Genomic DNA, 21,787 nt, shown 5'->3' with positions numbered 1-21,787 from the left:
ACGGTCAGCTTCCGTATCGAGAGGCGAGTTCGATCAATTGGGCGGCGTCCATATCCGCGATCGCGGCGGCATCGGCCTGCGACTCATCGGCGGTGTCGGCCGACGCCGCGGTATCGGCAGCGAGGTCGGCGATGAGGTCGGCGAGCCCGGCCTTGCGTATCCGATCGAGCGGAACAGTGCGCAGCGCCCGTCGGAGCTCGTCGTCGCTCACGGTGGTATCGGCGCTGTTCGGTTCCGTGACCAGCTGATCCAGCAGATACGTCGCGATCGCGGCCGGCGTCGGGTAGTCGAAGACAACCGTGGCGGACAAGGTGATCCCGGTGGCATGGGCGAGGCTGTTGCGGAGTTCTATGCCTGCCAGCGAGTCGAACCCGAGGTCCTGGAACGATAATTCGGGATCGACCGCTTCGGGACCGGGATGGCCGAGAGCAGTGGCGGTCCGCGATCGGACCAGGTCGAGGACATACTCGTGCCGCTGCTCGCCGGTCAGTGGCGCCAAGTCCTTGGTGAGCGAAGCCGTTGCCAAGAGGTCGCCGGCCGCGGTCGAGGAGACGTTGATCAGCCGGTGCAACATGGAATGCAACCGACCCGCACGCGCGCTCGCGCGCAGCCCGGGAAAATCGAGCTTCACCGGCGCGACCACCGGCTCGCCGGTCGCGATTGCGGCGTCGAACAAAGCCAGCCCCTCGGCAATGGTCATGGCGTGCAGTCCGAGCCGATCCCGGATCACCCTGGCGAGTCGCGTGAATGTCGCCGCGTCGGCCGCCCCGGCCATGCCCGCGGTTCGGTCCCACAGCCCCCATGCGAGCGAAATGCCCGGCAGCCCTTGTGCGCGGCGGCTGCGCGCGAGCTCGTCGAGCACCGAGTTCGCCGCCGCGTAATTGCCCTGTCCCGCCCCGCCTAGCAGCGGTGCCGCGGACGAGAACAGGACGAACGCCGACAACCCGCATTCTCTGGTTGCCTCGTGCAGGTGCAGCGCCGCATCCACTTTGGGCCGCATGACCCGGTCGAGCTGATCGACGGTGAGCGATTCGATCGTCGCATCGGCCAGGACACCCGCGGCATGCACGACCGCGGTCAGCCGAGGTATGGATCCGATCAACTCCTCGACAGCCGCTCGTTCCGCAACGTCGGCTGCGACGACATCGACAGTGGCACCGCGGTTTTCGAGTTCGGTCCGCAGGTCGGCGACACCGTCGGCAGCCGGTCCCCGGCGCGATACCAGCACCAAGCTCCGCACGCCGTGCTCGGCGACGAGGTGCCGAGCCAGGACCGCACCCAACCCACCGGTCCCGCCGGTGATCAGGACCGTGCCGTCGCCGAACGATGGCGGAGCGTCTCGTGTGGCGGTCTTGGTCAACCGCTGGGCATAAACCGTACCGCCGCGCACCGCGAGCCGTGGCTCGACGGTCGCGAGCAGCGCGGGCCAATCGACACGATCGGGCCCGGTCAGGTCGACGCTCAGGAACCTGCCTGGATACTCAGCCTGCGCGCTGCGTAGCAGACCCGACACCGCCGCGCCGACGAGATCGGCAGATTCGTTCTCGTCGACGCCCGCCACACCCCGAGTTGTCACCACCAATCGCGAACTCGCCGTACGTGGTTCGGCGAGCCAGGTATGCAGGAGTCGCAGCATCGACGCGGCGCCCGCGCGCACGCCTTCGGGATGAGCGTCGGTGCCACCGCGTGGCGCGGCGCACACTACCACCGGTGGCCATACGGCGCCGCCGTCGACCGCGGCCACAAGCTCGGCGAGCCCGGCGTACTTGCCTTGCACCTCGATGGCGCCTTCGACAACCGCGTCACCGAGAAGTGCCACCACCGGAGTCGGCCGATCGGATTCCGCCGGAAGCGATATCTGCTCCCATGTGGGTGTCAAAAGGATGTCGGCGGCACCGGCAGAGCGCAGCGCACCGGCGTCCGCCGGGCGAGAGTCGAGCGCACCCATCGTCCACACCAGGCGGTTGTGCTCGTCGGTGGCGGTCAGCTCACGCATGCCTTCCGCGCCGACGCGCATGGTCACACGAACCGCGGCCAGTCCGGCGCGGTGCGCTTGGATATTCCGAAATACGAACGGCAGCAGTACCTTTCCCGGCTGAATCCGATCCCCGGCGCGTGCGATCGCGACATGGAACGCCGCGTCGAACAACGCGGGATGGATGGCGAACCCCGACGCATCGATCCCTGACGGCAGCGTGATTTCGAGCATGATCTCGTCGTCGCGGTGCCATGCGGCGCGCACGCCCTGGAAGGCGGGACCGTACTCGTATCCGAGGTCGGCCAGCTCGGCGTATAGATTCGAGATCGGCACCGGTTTCGCATCCGCCGCAGGCCACTGCGATTCCGGCAGTGGCATTCCCACGGGATCAGCCGGTGCGATAGAGCCGACGGCGTGCCGGGTCCAGGAGGTTGGTTCGCCGTCGATATCGGGCCTCGAATGGACCACGACGGCGCAGTGGCCGCGCTCGTCCGGTGCGGCGATCTCGACCTGGACCGCTACCGCCACCCCGGCATCGAAGACCAGCGGCGATTCGAGCACCAACTCCTCGATGCCAGGACAGCCCACCAACCGGCCCGCCGCCGACACCAACTCCACCAGACCCGTACCAGGCAGCAGTACCGAACCGAACACCACATGATCAGCGAGCCAAGGCTGCGACACCACCGACAAACGACCGGTCACGACACGCTCACCGGACCCGACCAACGACACCATCGTCGACAACAGCGGGTGATCGACACGTTCCAGGCCAAGCCCCCCGACGTCGCCGATGGTTGACGACGGAGACAGCCAGTAGCGTTGGCGTTGAAACGCATACGTAGGCAAGTCAACCTGCCTGGCACCGGTTCCGGCATAGAACTTCGCCCAATCGACATCGGCGCCATGGCAGTGCGCATCCGCCACAAAGCGCACAAGCGTCGCTACCTGCGCGCGGCCACGCCGCTGGGCGGCCAGTCCGTCGACAGCGGCTGAAAAAACCGCATCCGGCCCTACCTCGAGGAACCGGGTGCCACCGGCCTGCCGGAGCGCGGCGATGCCGTCGGCGAACCGCACCGGCTCACGCACGTGGCGCACCCAATACCCCGGATCCGCCATCAGGTCCGCCTCGAGCCGACCGGTCACATTCGACGCGATCGGGATACGGGGCTGCTGCCACGCGAGTTCCGCGCATACCGTGGCGAATTCGTCGAGCATGGGGTCCATCAACGCCGAGTGGAATGCGTGACTGACCCTCAGACGGCGGGTGCGCCGGTCGGCCCAGCGCGCCTCGAGTTCAGCAATACCCGCCTCCGGACCCGATACCACCACCGACCCCGGAGCATTGATCGCCGCGACCGAAACCCCCTCCGGCAAGTCACCGAGCACACCGACCACACCGCTCTCGACCACCACGCCGACTTTGCCGACCACAGCGCTCTCACCGACCACAGCGCTCTCACCTACCACGCTGCTCGCGACGACCACACCGACTTTGCCGACCACGTCGATCTTCTCGCCAGCATCCACCTCAACCGCCAGCATCGCCCCACCCGCCGGCAACGCCGCCATCAAACGCCCACGAGCAGTCACCAAATTCACCGCATCCTCGAGCGACAACACCCCCGCCACGTGTGCAGCGGTGATCTCACCGACCGAATGCCCGATTACCAAATCCGGCACCACACCCCACGACTCGAGCAACCTCGCCAACGCCACCTCGACCGCGAACACACCCAACTGCGTATTATCCGTACGATCCAGGTCTGTTTCCGGCGCGAAAAGCCATGCCGGATCGCAAATCTCACGCACCGCATCCGCGAACACCGGGAATGCCTCGAACAACTCGCGGCCCATCCCCGCGTACTGCGCACCCTGCCCCGGAAACACCAACACCGTCTTACCGCCAACCACACGCCGCGGCACCACCCCACCCAACTCCGACCGATCCAACACCGCAGCCCGCCACGACAAATGCGCCCGCGTCGTCGCCAACGAAAACCCCACATCCAACACCGAGACCTCCCCCGACAACACCCCATCCCCCAACACCGACAACCGATCCGCCTGCGCCACAACAGCCTCAGCAGAACGCCCAGAAATCAACCACGGCACCACCGCCAACCCCACCCCAGCCCGCAACGGCGATCCAGTATCCGCTTGCGGCAGCACCCACCCGGTCCCCGGTTCCAGCAGCAGCGACTCCGTCCCCGGTTCCAGCTGCGGCGATTCGGTGCCCGCCTGCGATGCCCGCCGAGTTCCCGACTGCGACACCCACCCGCCCGCAGCTACCGGCGACACCAACCTGTCTCCAACTACCGGCGACACCAACCCGGCCCCAACTACCGGCGACACCAACTCCGCAGGGGCTTCCTCCACGATCACATGCGCATTCGTCCCACTGATCCCAAACGACGACACCCCAGCCCGCCGCGGCCGACCCACCGACTCCCACAACCGAGCCTCCGTCAACAACCGCACACCACCGGAATCCCAATCCACATGCGGCGACGGCGCATCCACATGAAGACTGCGCGGCATCACCCCACGCCGCATCGCCTCCACCACCTTGATCACCCCAGCCACACCCGCAGCCGCCTGCGTATGACCCAAATTCGACTTGACCGACCCCAACCACACCGGCCCACTCCGACCCTGCCCATACGTCGCCAACAACGCCTGCGCCTCAATCGGATCACCCAGCGCCGTACCGGTGCCGTGCCCTTCAACCAGATCCACATCAGCAGCCGTCAAACCCGCACTCGCCAACGCCGCCCGAACCACCCGCTCCTGCGACGGACCATTCGGCGCCGTCAAACCATTCGACGCACCATCCTGATTCACCGCACTCCCACGAACCACACCCAAAACCCGATGCCCCCTAGCCCGAGCATCCGACAAACGCTCCAGGACCAACATGCCGACACCTTCACCCCAGGACACACCATCGGCCGCCGCCGCGAACGACTTACACCGGCCGTCCGGTGCCAGACCACGCTGACGCGAAAACTCCAGGAACATCGCGGGTGTCGCCAGCACAGTCACGCCACCGGCCAATGCCAGTCCGCATTCACCCATGCGCAAGGCTGCGCATGCCTGATGCAGGGTCACCAGTGACGACGAACACGCCGTATCCACCGAGATCGCCGGTCCGACCAAGCCGAGGGAATAGGCGATGCGCCCCGACACCACGCTGCCTCCACCGCCCGCGCTCAGGTAGCCCTCGAGCTCGGCGCTGCGGTCGCTGGTGGCGGCGGCGAATACGTAGTCGTGGTACATGACCCCGGCGAACACCCCGGTATCGCTGCCCCGCAACGACATCGGATCGATGCGGGCGTCCTCGAGTGCCTCCCAGGCGACCTCGAGCAGCAACCGTTGTTGCGGATCCATCGCCAGCGCCTCACGCGGCCCGATACCGAAGAATCCGGCATCGAAATCACCGGCGTCGTAGAGGAACCCACCGGCGCGGGCGTAGGACTTGCCGCGCACCTCCGGATCCGGGTCGAACAGTCCGTCGACATCCCAGCCTCGATCGCGCGGGAACTCGCCGATTACGTCGCGACCTTCGGCCACCAACTCCCACAATGCTTTCCGCGACTGAACGCCACCAGGAAAACGGCAGCCCACACCCACGATCGCCACGGGCTCGCGGCCCTGTTGCTCGACCTCTTGGAGTCGCCGCCGCAGATTGCGCAACTCCAGCCCGGAGCGCCTCAGGTAGTCGAGGTACTTGTCGTTGTCCATGGCTTTCCTTTTCGGGGCGGCGCTAACCGAGTTCACCGTCGAGCAGTTCGAAAAGCTCGTCTTCGGTCGCGCTTCGGATGTCGTCGTCACGATCACCGGTCGGTTCGGATCCTCCGTCCTCGAGGTCGGCGAGCAACCGGCGCAGGCGTTTCGCGGACCGGCGCCGATCTTCGATGGTTATCGGCATGGTGTCGAACTGTGTGGCAAGGGCTTCGAGCGCTTGCTCGAAGGAATGCTCGGTGTGGTCGGTCGACAGCTGCGCTGCGAGGTGCGCCGCCAAGGTCGTCGGGGTCGGGTAATCGAACGCTGCGGTCGCGGGCAGGGTGAGGCCGGATGCATGGGCGAGTCGGTTGCGCAACTCGACGGCGGCCAGTGAGTCGAATCCGAGGTCTTGGAACGACAATTCGGGATCGATCGCCTCGGGACCGGGATGGCCGAGTACCGCCGCCACATGCGTGCACACCAGATCCGACAGCAGGCGCCGGCGCTCATCACCGGACAGCACGGAGAGCCGTTCGGCGAGCCGAGCCGCGGCCTGCGCGCTCGGGGCGCCGTCGAGACTCGACGCTGCGGGCAGATGGACGAGCCCGCGCAATATCGGCGGCACTGCCCCCAGCGCCGCTGCCTGGGCTTGCATGCCGGGCCGATCGAATCGTGCCGCCACGACCGCCGCGCGCCCGTCCGTCATCGTCGCATCCCAGAGCGACAGTGCCTCCGTTGGCGTCATCGCGGCCAGTCCGCCGCGGCGCAGCCGTTCCCGACCGGGCTTGTCGAGGCTGCCCGCCATCCCCTCGGTCAGGTCCCACAGTCCCCAAGCGACCGAACGTCCTGGGAGACCGCGCGCGCGTCGGTATTCGGCGAGTGCATCCAAAAACGCGTTCGCCGCAGCGTAATTCGCCTGTCCCGGTGCCCCGATCGTGCCCGCCACCGACGAGAACAGCACAAATCCGGCCAGCTCGAAATCACGCGTCAGTTCGTGCAGATGCCAGGCGCCCTCGGCCTTCGGTGCCAGCACCTTCTCGATCCGGTCCGGCGTCAGCGTCGCGATCACGCCGTCGTCGAGGACGCCTGCCGCGTGCACGACTGCGGTCAATGGATGTGCCCTGTCGATATTCGCGAGGGCCTGCGCGATCGACGACCGATCCGTCACATCGCACGCCACCCATCGGACGTGTGCTCCATATTCGGCCAGTTCGGCCGTGACCTGTCGCGCATTGTCGGTCGCACCGCCGCGCCTGCTCGCCAGCACCAGATGCCGCATACCGTGCTGGAGCACCAGGTGACGTGCCACCGCGATGCCGAGCGCGCCGCCACCGCCGGTGATCAAGACTGTTCCGTCGGTGTCCCACTGCATGCTCGAATCCGGCTCGATATCGGCGGGCACCAGGCGCGGCGACAGGACTCGTCCGTTCCGTACCGCCAGTTGCGATTCCATGCCCGACATCGCGATCGGCCAGACCTTTTCGGCTCCGGAACCGTCGACGTCGACGATGACGAACCGACCTGGATACTCCAGTTGCGCGCTTCGCAACAGTCCCCACACCGGCGCCTGAGCGATACCGGGCAGCGTATCGGCGGCACCGGTCGCGACCGCGCCCCCGGTGACCACCACCAACGGAATCGAGGCCAGCTCGGCGTGTCGCACCCATTCCTGCAACACCTGCACCGTCGCCACCGCGACGTCTCGTGCCGCTGTCGCGCCGACGACCTTGCGGCACGGCAGCACGACCGCCCGTGGCCGCGATGCATCCGACACCACGGCGGCCACGCTCGCGACGTCCGCGAACCATCCCATCACGACTCCGAGATCCTGGGACGGATCGCCGATGCCCCACACCGGTCCCGACTGTGTGGCCGCGGCCGGTACCGGATGCCACTCCACAGCGAACAGCGCGTCTCGATTCCCGTATGCCGCCAACTGTTTTCGCGATACCGCGGCGACGCGCACCGATTCGATCGTCGCCAGCGGCTGCCCGACACCGTCGGTCACTGTCGCGGCCAGGCGATCGCCGTCGCGCCGCAGCCGCACTCGCATTCGCGACCCGCCGGTGCGGGCAACCGACACGCCCTGGAAAACGAACGGCAGCAGCACCTTTCCCGGTTCAAGGAGATCTCCCGCGGCGGCTATCGCAACGTGGAATGCCGCATCGAGCAGCGCCGGATGAACCCAGACACCTGTTTCGAGATCTGCCGATGCCGCGTCGAGCTCGACATAGATCTCGTCGCCGCGCCGCCACGCGGCCTGGACGCTTTGGAAGGCCGGGCCGTACTCATACCCGAGGTCAGCCAGTCCGGCGTAGAGATTCGCCACCGGCACCGGCTCCGCATCGGCCGGAGCCCACTGTGCTTCCGGCGACGGAGGGCGCACGGAACCGGCTGGTGCGACCGAACCGGTGGCGTGGCGTTTCCACGATGGCGGTTCGCGGTCGCTATCGGGCCTGGAATAGACGACCACCACGCGGTGACCACGCTCGTCCGGTGCGGCGATCTCGACCTGGACCGCTACCGCCACCCCGGCATCGAAGACCAGCGGCGATTCGAGCACCAACTCCTCGATGCCAGGACAGCCCACCAACCGGCCCGCCGCCGACACCAACTCCACCAGACCCGTACCAGGCAGCCGTACCGAACCGAACACCACATGATCAGCAAGCCAAGGCTGCGACACCACCGACAAACGACCGGTCACGACACGCTCACCGGACCCGACCAACGACACCATCGTCGACAACAGCGGGTGATCGACACATTCCTGCCCGAACCCGACGGCATCACTCGCGGGCTCCGGCGGTGACAGCCAATAGCGTTGCCGCTGAAAGGCATACGTCGGCAAATCCACCCGCCGCGCACCCGTCCCGGCATAGAACTCAGCCCAATCGACATCGACACCGGCGCAATGCGCTTCGGCGACGGCGCGGACGAGGGTTTCGACCTGATCCCGCCCGCGACGCTGAGTCGCCACCACCGTCTCCGCATCGATCAGCCCGGCGAGCACGGCATCTGGACCGATTTCGAGGAATCGGGTACCGCCCGCCTGCCGAAGTGTGGTGATGCCGTCGGCGAAGCGGACCGGCTCACGCACCTGTCGCACCCAGTACTTCGGATCCACCAACAGGTCCGACTCGACCGCACCGGTCAAGTTGGACGCGATCGGAATATGCGGCGATCGGAGCGTTGAATCCGCCACCACACGGCCGAATTCGTCGAGCATGGGTTCCATCAACACCGAGTGGAACGCGTGACTCACCGTCAGCCGACGGGTGCGGCGGTCTACCCAGCGTGCCTCGAGTTCGGCGATGCCCGCCTCCGGTCCCGACACCACCACCGAACCCGGTGCATTGATCGCCGCAACCGAAACCCCATCCGGCAGGTCAGCGCCCACGCCGATCTCATCGACCTCGATTGCCAGCATCGCCCCACCCGCCGGTAGCGCCGCCATCAAACGACCACGAGCAGCCACCAAACGCACCGCGTCCTCGAGTGACAGCACCCCGGCCACGTGTGCGGCGGTGATCTCACCGATCGAATGCCCGATCACCAAATCCGGTGTCACACCCCATGATTCGAGCAACCTCGCCAACGCCACCTCGACCGCGAACACACCCAACTGCGTGTTGTCGGTACGGTCCAGGTCGGTGTCGGGATCGAATAACCAAGCCGGATCACACACCTGACGAACTGATTCCGCGAACGCCGGGAATGCCTCGAACAGTTCACGCCCCATCCCCGCGTACTGCGCCCCCTGCCCCGAGAACACGAACACCGTCTTCCCCCCGACCACCCGGCGCGGCACCACAGCACCCAACTCGGACCGATCCAATACCGCAGCCCGCCACGGCAGATGCGCCCGCGTCGTCGCCAACGAAAACCCCACATCCAACACCGACGCCGACCCCAATGTGGACAGTCGGTCTGCCTGCGCCACAACAGCCTCCGCCGACCGCCCAGAAATCAGCCACGGCACCACCGCCAACCCCACCCCAGCCCGCAACGGCGATCCAGTATCCGCTTGCGGCAGCACCCACCCGGTCCCCGGTTCCAGCAGCAGCGACTCCGTCCCCGGTTCCAGCTGCGGCGATTCGGTGCCCGCCTGCGATGCCCGCAGAGTTCCCGACTGCGACACCCACCCGCCCGCAGCTACCGGCGACACCAACCTGTCTCCAGCTTCCTGCGACGCCAACTCCGCAGGGGCTTCCTCCACAATCACATGCGCATTCGTCCCACTGATCCCAAACGACGACACCCCAGCCCGCCGCGGCCGACCCACCGATGTCCACGACCGGGCCTCGGTCAACAACGCCACGGCACCAGAATCCCAATCCACATGCGACGAAGGCACATCCACATGCAACGTCGCCGCCATCATCTCGTGCCGCATCGCCTCCACCACCTTGATCACCCCAGCCACACCCGCAGCCGCCTGCGTATGGCCCATATTCGACTTGACCGACCCCAACCACACCGGCTCGTCTCGGCCCTGCCCATACGTCGCCAACAACGCCTGCGCCTCAATCGGATCACCCAACGCCGTACCGGTGCCATGCCCTTCAACCAGATCCACATCAGCAGCCGTCAAACCCGCACTCGCCAACGCCGCCCGAACCACCCGCTCCTGCGACGGACCATTCGGCGCCGTCAAACCATTCGACGCACCATCCTGATTCACCGCACTCCCACGAACCACACCCAAAACCCGATGACCATTAGCCCGAGCATCCGACAAACGCTCCAACACCAACACACCCGCACCCTCACCCCAACCCACACCATCAGCCGACTCCGCAAACGACTTACACCGACCATCCGCGGAAAGCGCTCGCTGCCTGGTGAATTCGACGAAGAGCCAAGGCGTCGCCATGATCGTCACACCCCCGGCCAGTGCGACCGCACACTCGCCCCGCCGCAGCGCCACACACGCCTGATGGATCGCGACCAATGACGACGAGCAGGCCGTGTCCACCGATACCGCAGGTCCTTCGAGGCCGAGAACATAGGCGAGGCGACCCGATACAAGCGATCCGGCACCACCGATACCGGCGTAGTCATGATGCATCACGCCGGTGAACACCCCGGTGTCGCTGCCCCGCAACGACACCGGGTCGATGCCCGCGTCCTCGAGCGCCTCCCACGCCACCTCGAGCACGATTCGCTGTTGCGGGTCCATCGCCTCGGCCTCGCGCGGCCCGATCCCGAAAAAGCCGGCATCGAAATCGCCTGCGTTGTAAAGGAATCCGCCCGATCGAGTGAACGACCGCCCCGCACCGCCGGTCGGGTCGTGCAGATCCGAACGCCAGCCTCGGTCTCGGGGGAACCCGTCGACGACGTCACGTTTCGTCACGACCAGCTCCCAGAGCGTCGCGCGGGAATTCACATCGCCGGGATAGCGACAGCCCATGCCGACGATCGCGATCGGTTCGGCGTCACGGCGGCGCAGCGCTGCGATCTCCTTCTGCAGATGCGCGTTCTCCTTGGCGGCCACGCGTAGCGCGTTCAGCAATTCGTCGGTCGAGGTCATGATTGCTCCCGGTCCGGCCGTTGCTGCGAGGTGAGGACGTGGCGGATCAACTCGGCGGAATCCATCTCGTCGATCGCGGGCTCGTCGCCGATCGCGGGTTCGGCCGGTTCGCTCGGCGTTGCCAGCCGCAGCAATGCATCGAGGATGCCGCTGCTGCGAAGCGTGGCGACGGGAATCGCTGCGAGCCTGCGGCGGATATCGGCGTCGGTCGAGCGGTCCTCGCGCGGCTCGTCGCCGAAACCGAGGCTATGTGCCAGCCATCCGGACAGTTTGGTGACCGTGGGGTAGTCGAATACGACCGCGACGCCCGCATTCAGTCCGGTGGCGGCTCTGAGCTTGTTCCTGAGTTCGATGGCGGCCAGTGAGTCGAACCCCAGCTCGTTGAACGCGGTTTCGGGATCGATGTCCGACGGCGCGCCGTGCCCGAGTACGTCGGCGACCATTCGGCGCATCAGCTCGCTCAGGTAGTCGCGGCGCTCGTCGCTCGACAGCGCAGCTAGTTTCGCCCGAACGGCCGCGGGCGCGTCGTCCGATTCTGCCCGTCGCCGGGCCGCGGCGGGCACCAGACCCCGAAGCAGCGCAGGCAGCTCCCCGGGGCCGCGGCGCAGCGCCGACCGGTCGATGTGCGCGGGCAGCACCATCGGGTCGGATCCGGTGACCGCCGCGTCGAACAGCCGCATCGCGGTCTCGGGTGCGAGCGGCAGGACGCCGCTACGGCGGATGCGCTGCTGTTGTAGGCCGGTGAGCGCCAAACCCATTCGCGCGCCCTCCCATGGACCCCACGCCATCGAAGTCGCGGGCAGGCCGGCCGCCCGACGATGCGCGGCAAGCGCGTCGAGGAATACGTTGGCCGCCGCGTAGCCGCCCTGGCCGATCGGCAGGATCGTCCCACCGACCGACGAGAACAGGACGAACAGCGCGAGATTCGCGTCTTTGGTCAGCTCGTGCAGGTGCCAGGCGCCGTCGACCTTGGCCGCGAATACGGTGTCGAGTCGCTCGTCGGTGAGCGAGCCGACAACTCCGTCGTCGAGCACGCCGGCCGTATGCACCACACCGACCAGAGGCCGTGTCGCGGGAATGCCGGCAAGCAACGCGCCCACCGCATCTCGATCCGCGATATCGCAGGCGACGATATCCGCCTCGGCGCCGAGTGCGCGCAAACGGGCCAGCAAGTCGTCGGCCCCGGGTGCTGCGGCGCCGCGACGGCCGACGAGCAGCAGATGTCGCGCACCGTGTTGTCGCACCAGATGCTCGGCGACCTGTGCGCCGAGCGCGCCGGTGCCACCTGTGACCAGCACGATGCCAGCCGCAAGATCCGGACCCGCTGTTTTCCGGCCACCGACCGACACGAGCCGAGGCACGAGGTATCGCCGTGCGCGAACAGCGATTTCGGATTCGCCCGTGGCGATCAGCGCACCGACTGACACGTCACTATCGACGTCGGCGAGCACGATCCGGCCCGGTTGCTCGGCCTGCGCCGAGCGGATCAGGCCCCAAGCAGCCGCAGCCGCGAGATCCGCGACGTCCTCGCCGGGCAACGCCACCGCGCCGTCGGTCAGCACCACTAGGCGGCTGTCGGCGAATTTGTCCTCGCTCAGAAACGCTTGCAGGACAGTGAGCATCCGCCCGACCGTCGCGCGGACCCGCACCGGCATCGCCTCTGATCCGCCTGCGCAATGAGCGACGACCACCGGCGCGACGTGGTCGGATGTCGCGGCCTCTTTCCACGGCTGCCATACGGTCCCCTCGTCGATACCGACATCGACCGGCAGCCATTCGATTCGGAACAGCGAATCATGCTCTGGCGCTTCGCCACTCAGCTGGTCAACCAAGACGGGACGCGCGACGATCCGGCCTGCGGACAACACCGGACGCCCGGCTTCGTCGGTGACAACGACCGAGACACCCGCACCGCCGGTCGGATTGATGCGGACCCGAACAGCGCTCGGCCGGACCGCGTGCAGGGCGATATCCTGCCAGGCGAACGGCAGCGCGGTGATCTCATCGCGCATCGCGAGCAAGCCCGCGTGCAGTACCGCGTCCAGCAGTGCGGGATGGATCCCGAACCCGTCAGGATCACGGGCAGCGGCGGGGAGGACGACGTCGGCACAGATCTCCTCGCCGGATCGCCAAAGCCGTCGCACCCCACGGAAGGCAGGACCGTAGCCGTACCCGCGCTCGGCCAGATGTTGGTAACCGGCCGTGACATCGAGAGCCGTCGCGCCCTCCGGCGGCCAAGCCGACAGATGCGGCACCGGCCCCGCCGTCGAATTCACCAGCGTTCCTTCGGCATGCAGCATCCAGTCCCGCACCCGGTCGCGTCGCGAGTAGACCGCGATCGCGCGATGCCCGTCGGTATCCACGCCGTCGACGACGACCTGCAGCGCGACACCGCCCGTCTCCGGAATCGGCAGCGGTGCCCGAATCGTCATGTCCCGCAGGACGGAACAATCGACTTCGTCGCCGGCACGCACCATCAGTTCGACGAATCCGGCACCGGGCAGCAATGCGCGGCCGAAGATGCGGTGCTCGGCCAGCCACGGCTGCGATTGCAGGGAGAGCCGTCCGGTCAGTACGACGCCACCGGAGGCGGGCGATTCCACGACCGCGCCGACCAACGGGTGTCCGGAGGATGCGAGACCGGCGCCCGTCACGTCGCGGTCCGCGGACACCGCCCAGAAGTGTTGCCGCTGGAAGGGATACAACGGCAGGTCGACGCGGCGCGCGCCGGTGCCCGCGAAATAGCGGGCCCAGTCCACCGCACCGCCGGTGACGTCGAAGCGGGCGAGCCCAGTTACCAGCGACTCGATCTCGTCGCCGTCGCCGCGCAGCAGCGGCACCGGTACGACCTCAGCATCGACAGCGGCGATCATCGCGGTCAATGCGGCCCCATGGCCCACCTCCACGAACCGTACCGCGCCGTCGGCGGCCGCGGCGGCGACACTGTCCGCGAACAGAACTGGTTGTCGCAGCTGCCGTCGCCAGTACCGTGGCGTACCGAAATCCTCGGGCGCGACGTTGCCGGTCAGGGTCGATACGACCGGCAACTGTTGCGCACCGACGGTGATATCCGCGACGACGGCGGTGAACTCATCGAGAATCGAATCCATGGCCGCCGAGTGGAAGGCATGGGAGACCGCGAGCCTGGTGGTCTTCCAGTCGCGACGGGCGAATTCCGCCGCTGTCGTCGCCAATCCGTCGGCATCGCCCGAAATCACCACGGCAGCTGGTCCGTTCACCGCGGCGATCTCGACACCGCCCGACAGCAGCGACAGCACTTCGTCCGCGCTCGCCGCGACGGCGAGCATCGCGCCGCCGGTGGGCAGCGCCCGCATCAGCCTGCCGCGCGCGGCGACGACCCTCGCGGCATCTTCGAGCGACAGAACCCCAGCAACGTGAGCGGCGGCAATCTCGCCGACCGAATGACCGAGGACAAGATCCGGCGCGACGCCCCACGATTCGAGCAGTGCGGCCAGCGCGATCTCGACGGCGAACAAGCCGCTCTGCGCGAACATCGTCTGCGTCAGCGCCTGTTCGTCCACACCCCAGAGCACGGGCCGCAACTCAACGGGCAGGTGCTGCTCGACGGCAGCCACCGCATCGTCGAACACCGTGCGGAATACCGGGAACGCCTCGTGCAGCCTGCGTCCCATTCCCAGCCGCTGTGCGCCTTGGCCTGGGAAAGCGAATACCGTCTTCCCCGATATCGCGTGGCCCACAGTCGGATCGGCAAGCGCCGCAAGCAATTGCGCGCGGCTAGCGCCTACCGCGACGGCCCGGTGCTCGAGCCTGGCGCGGTCCGCGAGGGACACACCGATATCGGCCGGAGTGGCCTCCGGTGTGGCCACGACCCGGTCTCGGATCCGGTCCACCTGCGAGGTAAGCGCTGCCGCGGTCTTCCCGGAGATCACCCACGGCACGACAGGCGGTGGCGGCACCTCGCGGGCCGGGATCGGCTCGGCCGGTGGCTCTTCCAGGATCACATGGGCGTTGGTGCCGCTGATGCCGAACGACGACACCGCGGCGCGGCGCGGCCGCTCCCCCTTCGGCCACGGCCGCGATTCGGTGAGCAGCCGCACGGTTCCGGCGGACCAGTCGACGTGCGGGCTCGGCGCATCGACATGCAGTGTCGAAGGCATCGTTTTGTGCCGCATGGCCATCGCCATCTTGATTACGCCGATGATGCCCGCAGCGGCCTGCGTGTGTCCGATGTTCGACTTGATCGAACCCAGCCAGATCGGCCGATCCCGCTTGCTGCCGTACGCTGCGACGAGCGCGCGCGCTTCGATCGGGTCACCGAGCGTCGTTCCGGTGCCGTGGCCCTCGACGACGTCGATATCGTCGGCGTCGAGCCCGGCGTTGGCCAGAGCGGCGCGGATCACCCGTTCCTGCGCTGGTCCGTTCGGTGCGGTCAGCCCGTTGCTGGTGCCGTCCTGGTTCACCGCTGACCCTCGCACGACCGCCAGGATGCGCCTGCCGTTGCGCCGGGCGCTCGACAGCCGTTCGACCACAACCATTGCCGCGCCTTCGGACCAGCCGACCCCGTCGGCCGCGGCGGCGTAGGACTTGCAGCGACCGTCCGGTGAAAGCCCGCGCTGCCGCGACATTTCGACGAAGACACCGGGCGTCGCCATGAGCGAAACACCACCGACCAGAGCAAGACCGCATTCACCGGCCCGCAACGCCGCCACCGCCTGGTGCAGTGCCACCAGCGACGAGGAGCACGCGGTGTCGACGGTGACCGCCGGACCGGTCAGGCCGAGCGAGTAGGCGGTCCGGCCGGAGACTATCGACCCCAGCTGGTTCATCTGCCCGTAGTCGTGGTACATCACACCCGCGAAAACACCCGTATCGCTGCCCCGCAACGAGGTCGGATCGAGCCGCGCGTCCTCGAGCGCCTCCCACGAAACCTCGAGCAGCAACCGCTGCTGTGGGTCGGCGGCGAGGGCTTCGCGCGGGCTGATGCCGAAGAATCCGGCATCGAAATCGCCCGCGTTGTAGAGGAACCCGCCCTCCCGCACAGAGGATCGGCCTACCGCGTCCGGGTCGGGATCGTAGAGGTCGGGGTCCCAGCCGCGGTCGACCGGGAAGGCACCGATCGCGTCGCGGCCGTCGGCGACCAGGTCCCACAGTTGATCTCGCGTCGTCACGCCGCCGGGCAGGCGGCAGGCGGCTCCGACGATCGCGATGGGTTCGGCGAGTGCGGCCGTCAACCGCTGATTCGTTGCCCGCAGTTCGTCGTTTTCCATGACCGAACGCCGTAGCGCCTCGACCAACCGGGTATCCGAGCCGCTCATGCCGGACCGTCCGGATCACCGAGGACCATGCGGATCAGGCTCTCCTCATCCATATCTCGGATCTGCTCGGCCCGGCTGCCCACCACCTCGACCGGTGCGGTCGCAACACCGGCCAGGTCGAGCAACTGGTCGAGCAATCCGGCCGTGCGGAGCCGGTCGAGCGGAATCGCGCCGATCGCCGCACGGATCCGTTCGTCCGTGTCGACGGCCGGATCATCGTCACGCCCGTCGAATTCGGTGGCGAGGTATTCGCCGATCGCCGCAGGCGTCGGATAGTCGAAAACGACCGTGGCGGCAAGGTCGACGCCGGTCGCCGCTCGCATCCGGTTGCGCAGTTGCACCGCCGCGAGCGAGTCGAACCCCATCTCCTGGAACAGCCGATCCGGTGCGATCGCGGCGGGGCCCGGATGCCCGAGGACCGCCGCGGTGTGCGTGCGGACGAGTTGGAGGATCTCCGCACGACGTTTCGCGGGTGAAAGATCGCCGAACATGGCTGCTGCGCGTGCGATGGGGCGCTGACTCGGCGCCAGCGCCGCGAAGATCGGCGGCAGCTCGGAGCCGGGGTCCGCGGCCGCGAGATCCAGGCCGACGGGCACGACGACCGGCTGCCGCGCGTGCAGCGCCTGGTCGAAGGCGGCCAGCGCGGCCGCGGGGGCCAGATCACGAATACCGGTGCGGGCCAAGCGTTTGCGCGCCGCGCCGTCCAGTCGCCCGCTCATACCGCTTTCCCACGGTCCGAATGCCATCGCGACACCGACCGCACCGTGTGCCCGGCGGTATGCCGCGAGCGCGTCGAGATATGCGTTGGCGGCGGCATAGTTACCCTGTCCCGGAGCGCCGAGCACGCCCGCGGCCGAAGAAATGAGCACGAACATCGACAGGTTCGACCGCGCGGTCGCTTCGTGCAGATTCCATGCACCCGCCACCTTCGGCGCCAAAACCGTGTCGAGTCGCTCGGGGGTCAGGGATGTGATGACGCCGTCGTCCAGGATGCCTGCGGCGTGGACCACGCCGATGAGCGGCCGTTCGGCGACGATCGCGGACACCAACTGTTCCACCGCATTCCGGTCCGCGAGGTCGCAGCGCTCGACCCGCACGAGCGCGCCCGCCGCGCGGAGTTCATCGGCAACGGTCGTCGCGGCCCCGTGACGGCTCGCCAGCACGATGTCGCGAACTCCGTGCGCTGCGACGAGATGCCGTGCGATCGCAGTACCGACATCTCCTGTGCCACCGGCGATCAGCACCGCCCCACCGGTCAGCGGCTCAGGTGATATCGGCTCGGTCGGTGCCATCCGCACCAGGCGCGCTACCCGGATCACATCGCCGCGCAATATGATCTGCGGTTCTGCTGGGGCGACCACTCGCGCGACAGATTCGTTGTCGATATCGACGTCGATATCGGCGAGCACGAACCGATCCGGATGCTCCGCCTGCGCCGACCGCACCAGCCCCCACACAGCGGCACCGGCGAGATCGATGACGCCATCGCCGGGAAGGTCGACCGCACCGCAGGTGACCACGAGGAGCCGAGCACGCGCGTACCGATCGTCACTCGTGCACTCCTGCAACATCTTCAGTGCGGTCAGCGTTGCGGACTGCACATCGGACGGGAGCGCTGGCGCGGTACGCCGGAAGTCGGCGACAACGACATCGGGTACCGTGTCGCCGCCCCACGCCCCCCAGGTCAGCGGAACGGCCGAGGGCGCCTCGACCGGCCGCCAGTCGACCACATGCAGTGTCCGGTCGAGCCGATCGACCAAGACCCTACGCATCGTCAACGACCGCACCGACAGCACTGGGACATCCGTATCGTCGGTGATATCGATCGCCACGCCGCTCGGCCCCACGGGGGTGAGCCGGGCACGCACGGCACCACGGCCGAACGAGTGCGCCACAACACCGTCCCAGGCGAACGGCACCATCGGTTCGAGCACATCCGCACCGTGCGCGAACGCCTGCGTATGCAGTACCGCGTCGAGCAGAGCCGGATGCGTCACGAATTGCGCGGCAGCGGCGCTGATCTCCTCCGCCGCTGCCTCGGCGAACCACACGTCGCCGCGCCGCCACACCCGACGCAGCCCGCGAAACGCGGGGCCGTACTCGAGGCCCGCGTCGGTGAGCCGGTCATAGATCCCGGCCGCGTCGACCTCTACCGCCCCGCCAGGTGGCCAGTCGCCGAATCCCGCGAAGCCCGCTTCGGCTTGTTGCTCCGCGAGTACACCTTCCGCATGGCAGATCCAGGCACCAGCGGAGTTCGCGTAAACCGCGAATGCCCGCACGCCGGTCCCGTCATCGGCACGCACCGACACCTGCACCGTGACCGAACCCGACTCCGGAATCGCCAGCGGTGTCAGTAGCGTCAGATCACGCACCACAGGGCACCCGCACGCCGCGCCCGCCCGCAGTGCCAGCTCCACGAAACCCGTTGCCGGATAAAGGACGTGGCCGAGAACGCGATGATCGGCCAGCCACGGCTGCGCCAGTAAGGACAGCTGTCCGGTCAGACGCGCTCCGCCGGTGTCGGGTTCCTCGATCACCGCCGTCAGGACCGGATGCGAGAGTCCGGCATCCGAGCGGCCGTGCGGCGATGGTGTCAGCCAATAGCGTTGCCGATCGAAGGCATACGGCGGCAGGTCCACTCGGCGCGCACCGGTGCCAGCGAAGACGGCTGCCCAATCCACCGCGACGCCCGCGGTGAACAACCGAGCGACCCCGGCCATGACCGACCGCACCTCGGACTGCTCGCGCCGCAGCAACGCGACCGTCACCGCGGCCTCGGGATCGACTGTCTCGGCGACCATCGCCGAGGCCGAACTGCCCGGCCCGATCTCGACGAATCGGGTGCCATCGGCGGCCACCGCGGCCGCGACGTCATCGCCGAATCGAACCGGCTCCCGAACCTGCCGCACCCAATAGTCCGGATCGGTGAACAGCTCGGACTCGAACCGTCCGGTGAGGTTGGACGCGATCGGTATCCGCGGCGGCCGAAACGTCAACTTCCGCACCATAGTGTCGAATTCGGCCAGCATCGGCGCCATCGACTCCGAATGGAACGCATGCGACACGCGCAATCGCCGCGTGCGCCGGTCGGCCCACCGCGCCTCGAGTTCGGCGATCGCGGCCGCCGGACCGGACACTACGACCGACCCGGGCGCATTCACCGCCGCCACCGAAATCCCGCTCGGCAGCGCGCCGACCTCGTCGATGTCGACGGCCAGCATCGCACCATCCGCAGGCAGGGCCGCCATGAGTCGGCCGCGGGCGGTCACCAATTCCACGGCATCCGGTAGCGACAAGACCCCGGCGACATGCGCCGCGGTGATCTCGCCGATCGAATGCCCGATGAGCAGATCCGGCGTGATGCCCCAGGACTCGAGCAGCCGGAACAAGGCGGTTTCGACGGCGAACAGTGCAAGCTGGGTATGGTCGGTTCGGTCGAGATCGGTGCCCGGGTCGAACAGCCATGCGGGGTCGCAGATCGCACACACCGCATCCGCGAACACCGGGAAGGTCTCGAACAGCTCCGCGGCCATCCCGGCCCGCTGCGCACCCTGCCCGGGAAAGACGAAAACCGTTTCACCCGAAAGCCCCCGCGCCGCAATGATTTCGGACAATCCCGCAGCAAGTTCCGCGCGATCGGCGCCGACCACGACCGCTCGGTACTCGAGCCGCGTTCGTCGGGCCAGGGCCGCGCCGACATCGAGTGCCGACGCTTCGGGATCGTCGGCCAGCCACCGGAGCAGCCGATCGGCTTGCGCGGCAACGGCTCCCGCGGTCCGACCGGACAGCACCCATGGCACGACCGGCAGCGACCGGGTCGATTCGGGTTCGGGTACGGGCGTCGGCGCTTCCTCCACGATCACATGCGCGTTGGTGCCGCTGATCCCGAACGACGACACCCCCGCACGCCGCGGCCGACCGTCCACCGGCTCCCACGGTCGTGCTTCGGTCAGCAGCCTGATATTGCCTTCGCGCCAATCCACCTGCGCCGACGGAGCATTCACATGGAGCGTGCGTGGCAGCACCCGATGCCGCATCGCCTCGACCATCTTGATCACGCCTGCCATGCCGGCCGCGGCCTGGGAGTGCGCGATATTCGATTTCACCGAGCCCAACCACATCGGCCGCTCCCGGCCACGGCCGTAGGTGGCCAGCAACGCCTGCGCCTCGATCGGATCGCCGAGCGTCGTTCCGGTGCCGTGCCCCTCGACAATGTCGACATCGGCCGGCGACAATCCGGCATTCGCCAGCGCGGCTCGGATCACGCGTTCCTGCGACGGGCCATTGGGCGCGGTCAGTCCGTTACTGCCCCCATCCTGGTTGACCGCACTGCCACGGATAACGCCGAGCACCCGATGCCCATTGGCTTGGGCGTCCGAGAGTCGTTCCAGGACAAGCACTCCGGCACCCTCACCCCACGACACGCCGTCGGCGGAATCGGCGAACGACTTACAACGGCCGTCCGGTGCGAGCCCCCGCTGTCGGCCGAAGTCGGTGAACATTGTCGGCGTCGTCAACACGGTCACCCCACCCACCAATGCCAGGCCACATTCGGCCGCCCGCAGTGCGGCGCACGCCTGGTGGATCGCGACCAGCGACGACGAGCATGCGGTGTCGAGGGATACCGCAGGCCCGACCAAGCCCAAGGTATAGGCCACTCGACCCGACACGATGCTGGGCAGATTGCCGCTGATCCGGTAACCGTCGAGCCCGTCGTCGTCATTATCCAGTCCGTACACGCAGCCGCTGACGCCGGCGAAGACGCCGGTATCGCTGCTCCGCAACGACATCGCGTCGATACCGGCGTCCTCGAGCGCCTCCCAGGCGACCTCGAGCAGCACCCGCTGTTGCGGATCCATCGCCAGCGCCTCACGCGGGCTGATCCGGAAGAACTCGGCATCGAATTCCGCGGCGTCATAGAGAAACGCACCGGCCCGCGTGTACGTTTTGCCGTGCGTATCCGGGTCAGGGTCGTACAGGTCGCCCCAGCCGCGGTCGGTCGGGAAATCGCCGACAACGTCGCGTTCGTCGGCAACCAACTGCCACAGCGCCGCCCGCGATCCAACGCCACCCGGGAACCGACAGCCGACGCCCACGATCGCGATCGGGCCCTGCAACTGTTCGAACTGCTTGAGCCGCCGCTTCGTGCTCTGCAATTCGAGGGTCAGCCGTTTGAGGTAGGCGAGTGTCTTCTCGTCGCGATCGGTCACAGCCGCGCCTCGCTAACGGTCGGCGTCGCTGCGACCGTTGGTG

Annotated in this window: 4 protein-coding genes; all 4 read right to left on the bottom strand. The window is 67.7% G+C overall.

What is annotated here, in order from left to right; translation table 11 throughout:
- Positions 1-4: 4 nt before the first annotated feature.
- From ACQP2U_RS17880 to ACQP2U_RS17865, 4 genes are read right to left on the bottom strand one after another with little or no spacing between them, the layout of a single operon-like run.
- On the bottom strand, positions 5-5,722 hold the full coding sequence (locus ACQP2U_RS17880) for a type I polyketide synthase (RefSeq protein ID WP_433715688.1): 5,718 nt from the start codon (positions 5,720-5,722) through the stop codon (positions 5-7).
- Positions 5,723-5,744: 22 nt separating this feature from the next.
- Positions 5,745-11,240, bottom strand: a complete 5,496-nt coding sequence (locus ACQP2U_RS17875; RefSeq protein WP_433716509.1) for a type I polyketide synthase — start codon at positions 11,238-11,240, stop codon at positions 5,745-5,747.
- Positions 11,234-16,534: an SDR family NAD(P)-dependent oxidoreductase gene (locus tag ACQP2U_RS17870; protein ID WP_433715687.1), complete on the bottom strand. Its 5,301-nt coding sequence runs from the start codon at positions 16,532-16,534 to the stop codon at positions 11,234-11,236. The genes ACQP2U_RS17875 and ACQP2U_RS17870 overlap by 7 nt, the downstream gene beginning before the upstream one ends.
- Positions 16,531-21,744, bottom strand: a complete 5,214-nt coding sequence (locus ACQP2U_RS17865; protein WP_433715686.1) for a type I polyketide synthase — start codon at positions 21,742-21,744, stop codon at positions 16,531-16,533. The genes ACQP2U_RS17870 and ACQP2U_RS17865 overlap by 4 nt, the downstream gene beginning before the upstream one ends.
- Positions 21,745-21,787 lie beyond the last annotated feature (43 nt).

The sequence above is a fragment of the Nocardia sp. CA-084685 genome (assembly GCF_050955785.1).
In the GTDB taxonomy this organism is placed as follows: Bacteria; Actinomycetota; Actinomycetes; order Mycobacteriales; family Mycobacteriaceae; genus Nocardia.
Note: the sequence above shows the minus strand (reverse complement) of the source record. Positions and strands in the feature narration are given on the sequence as shown.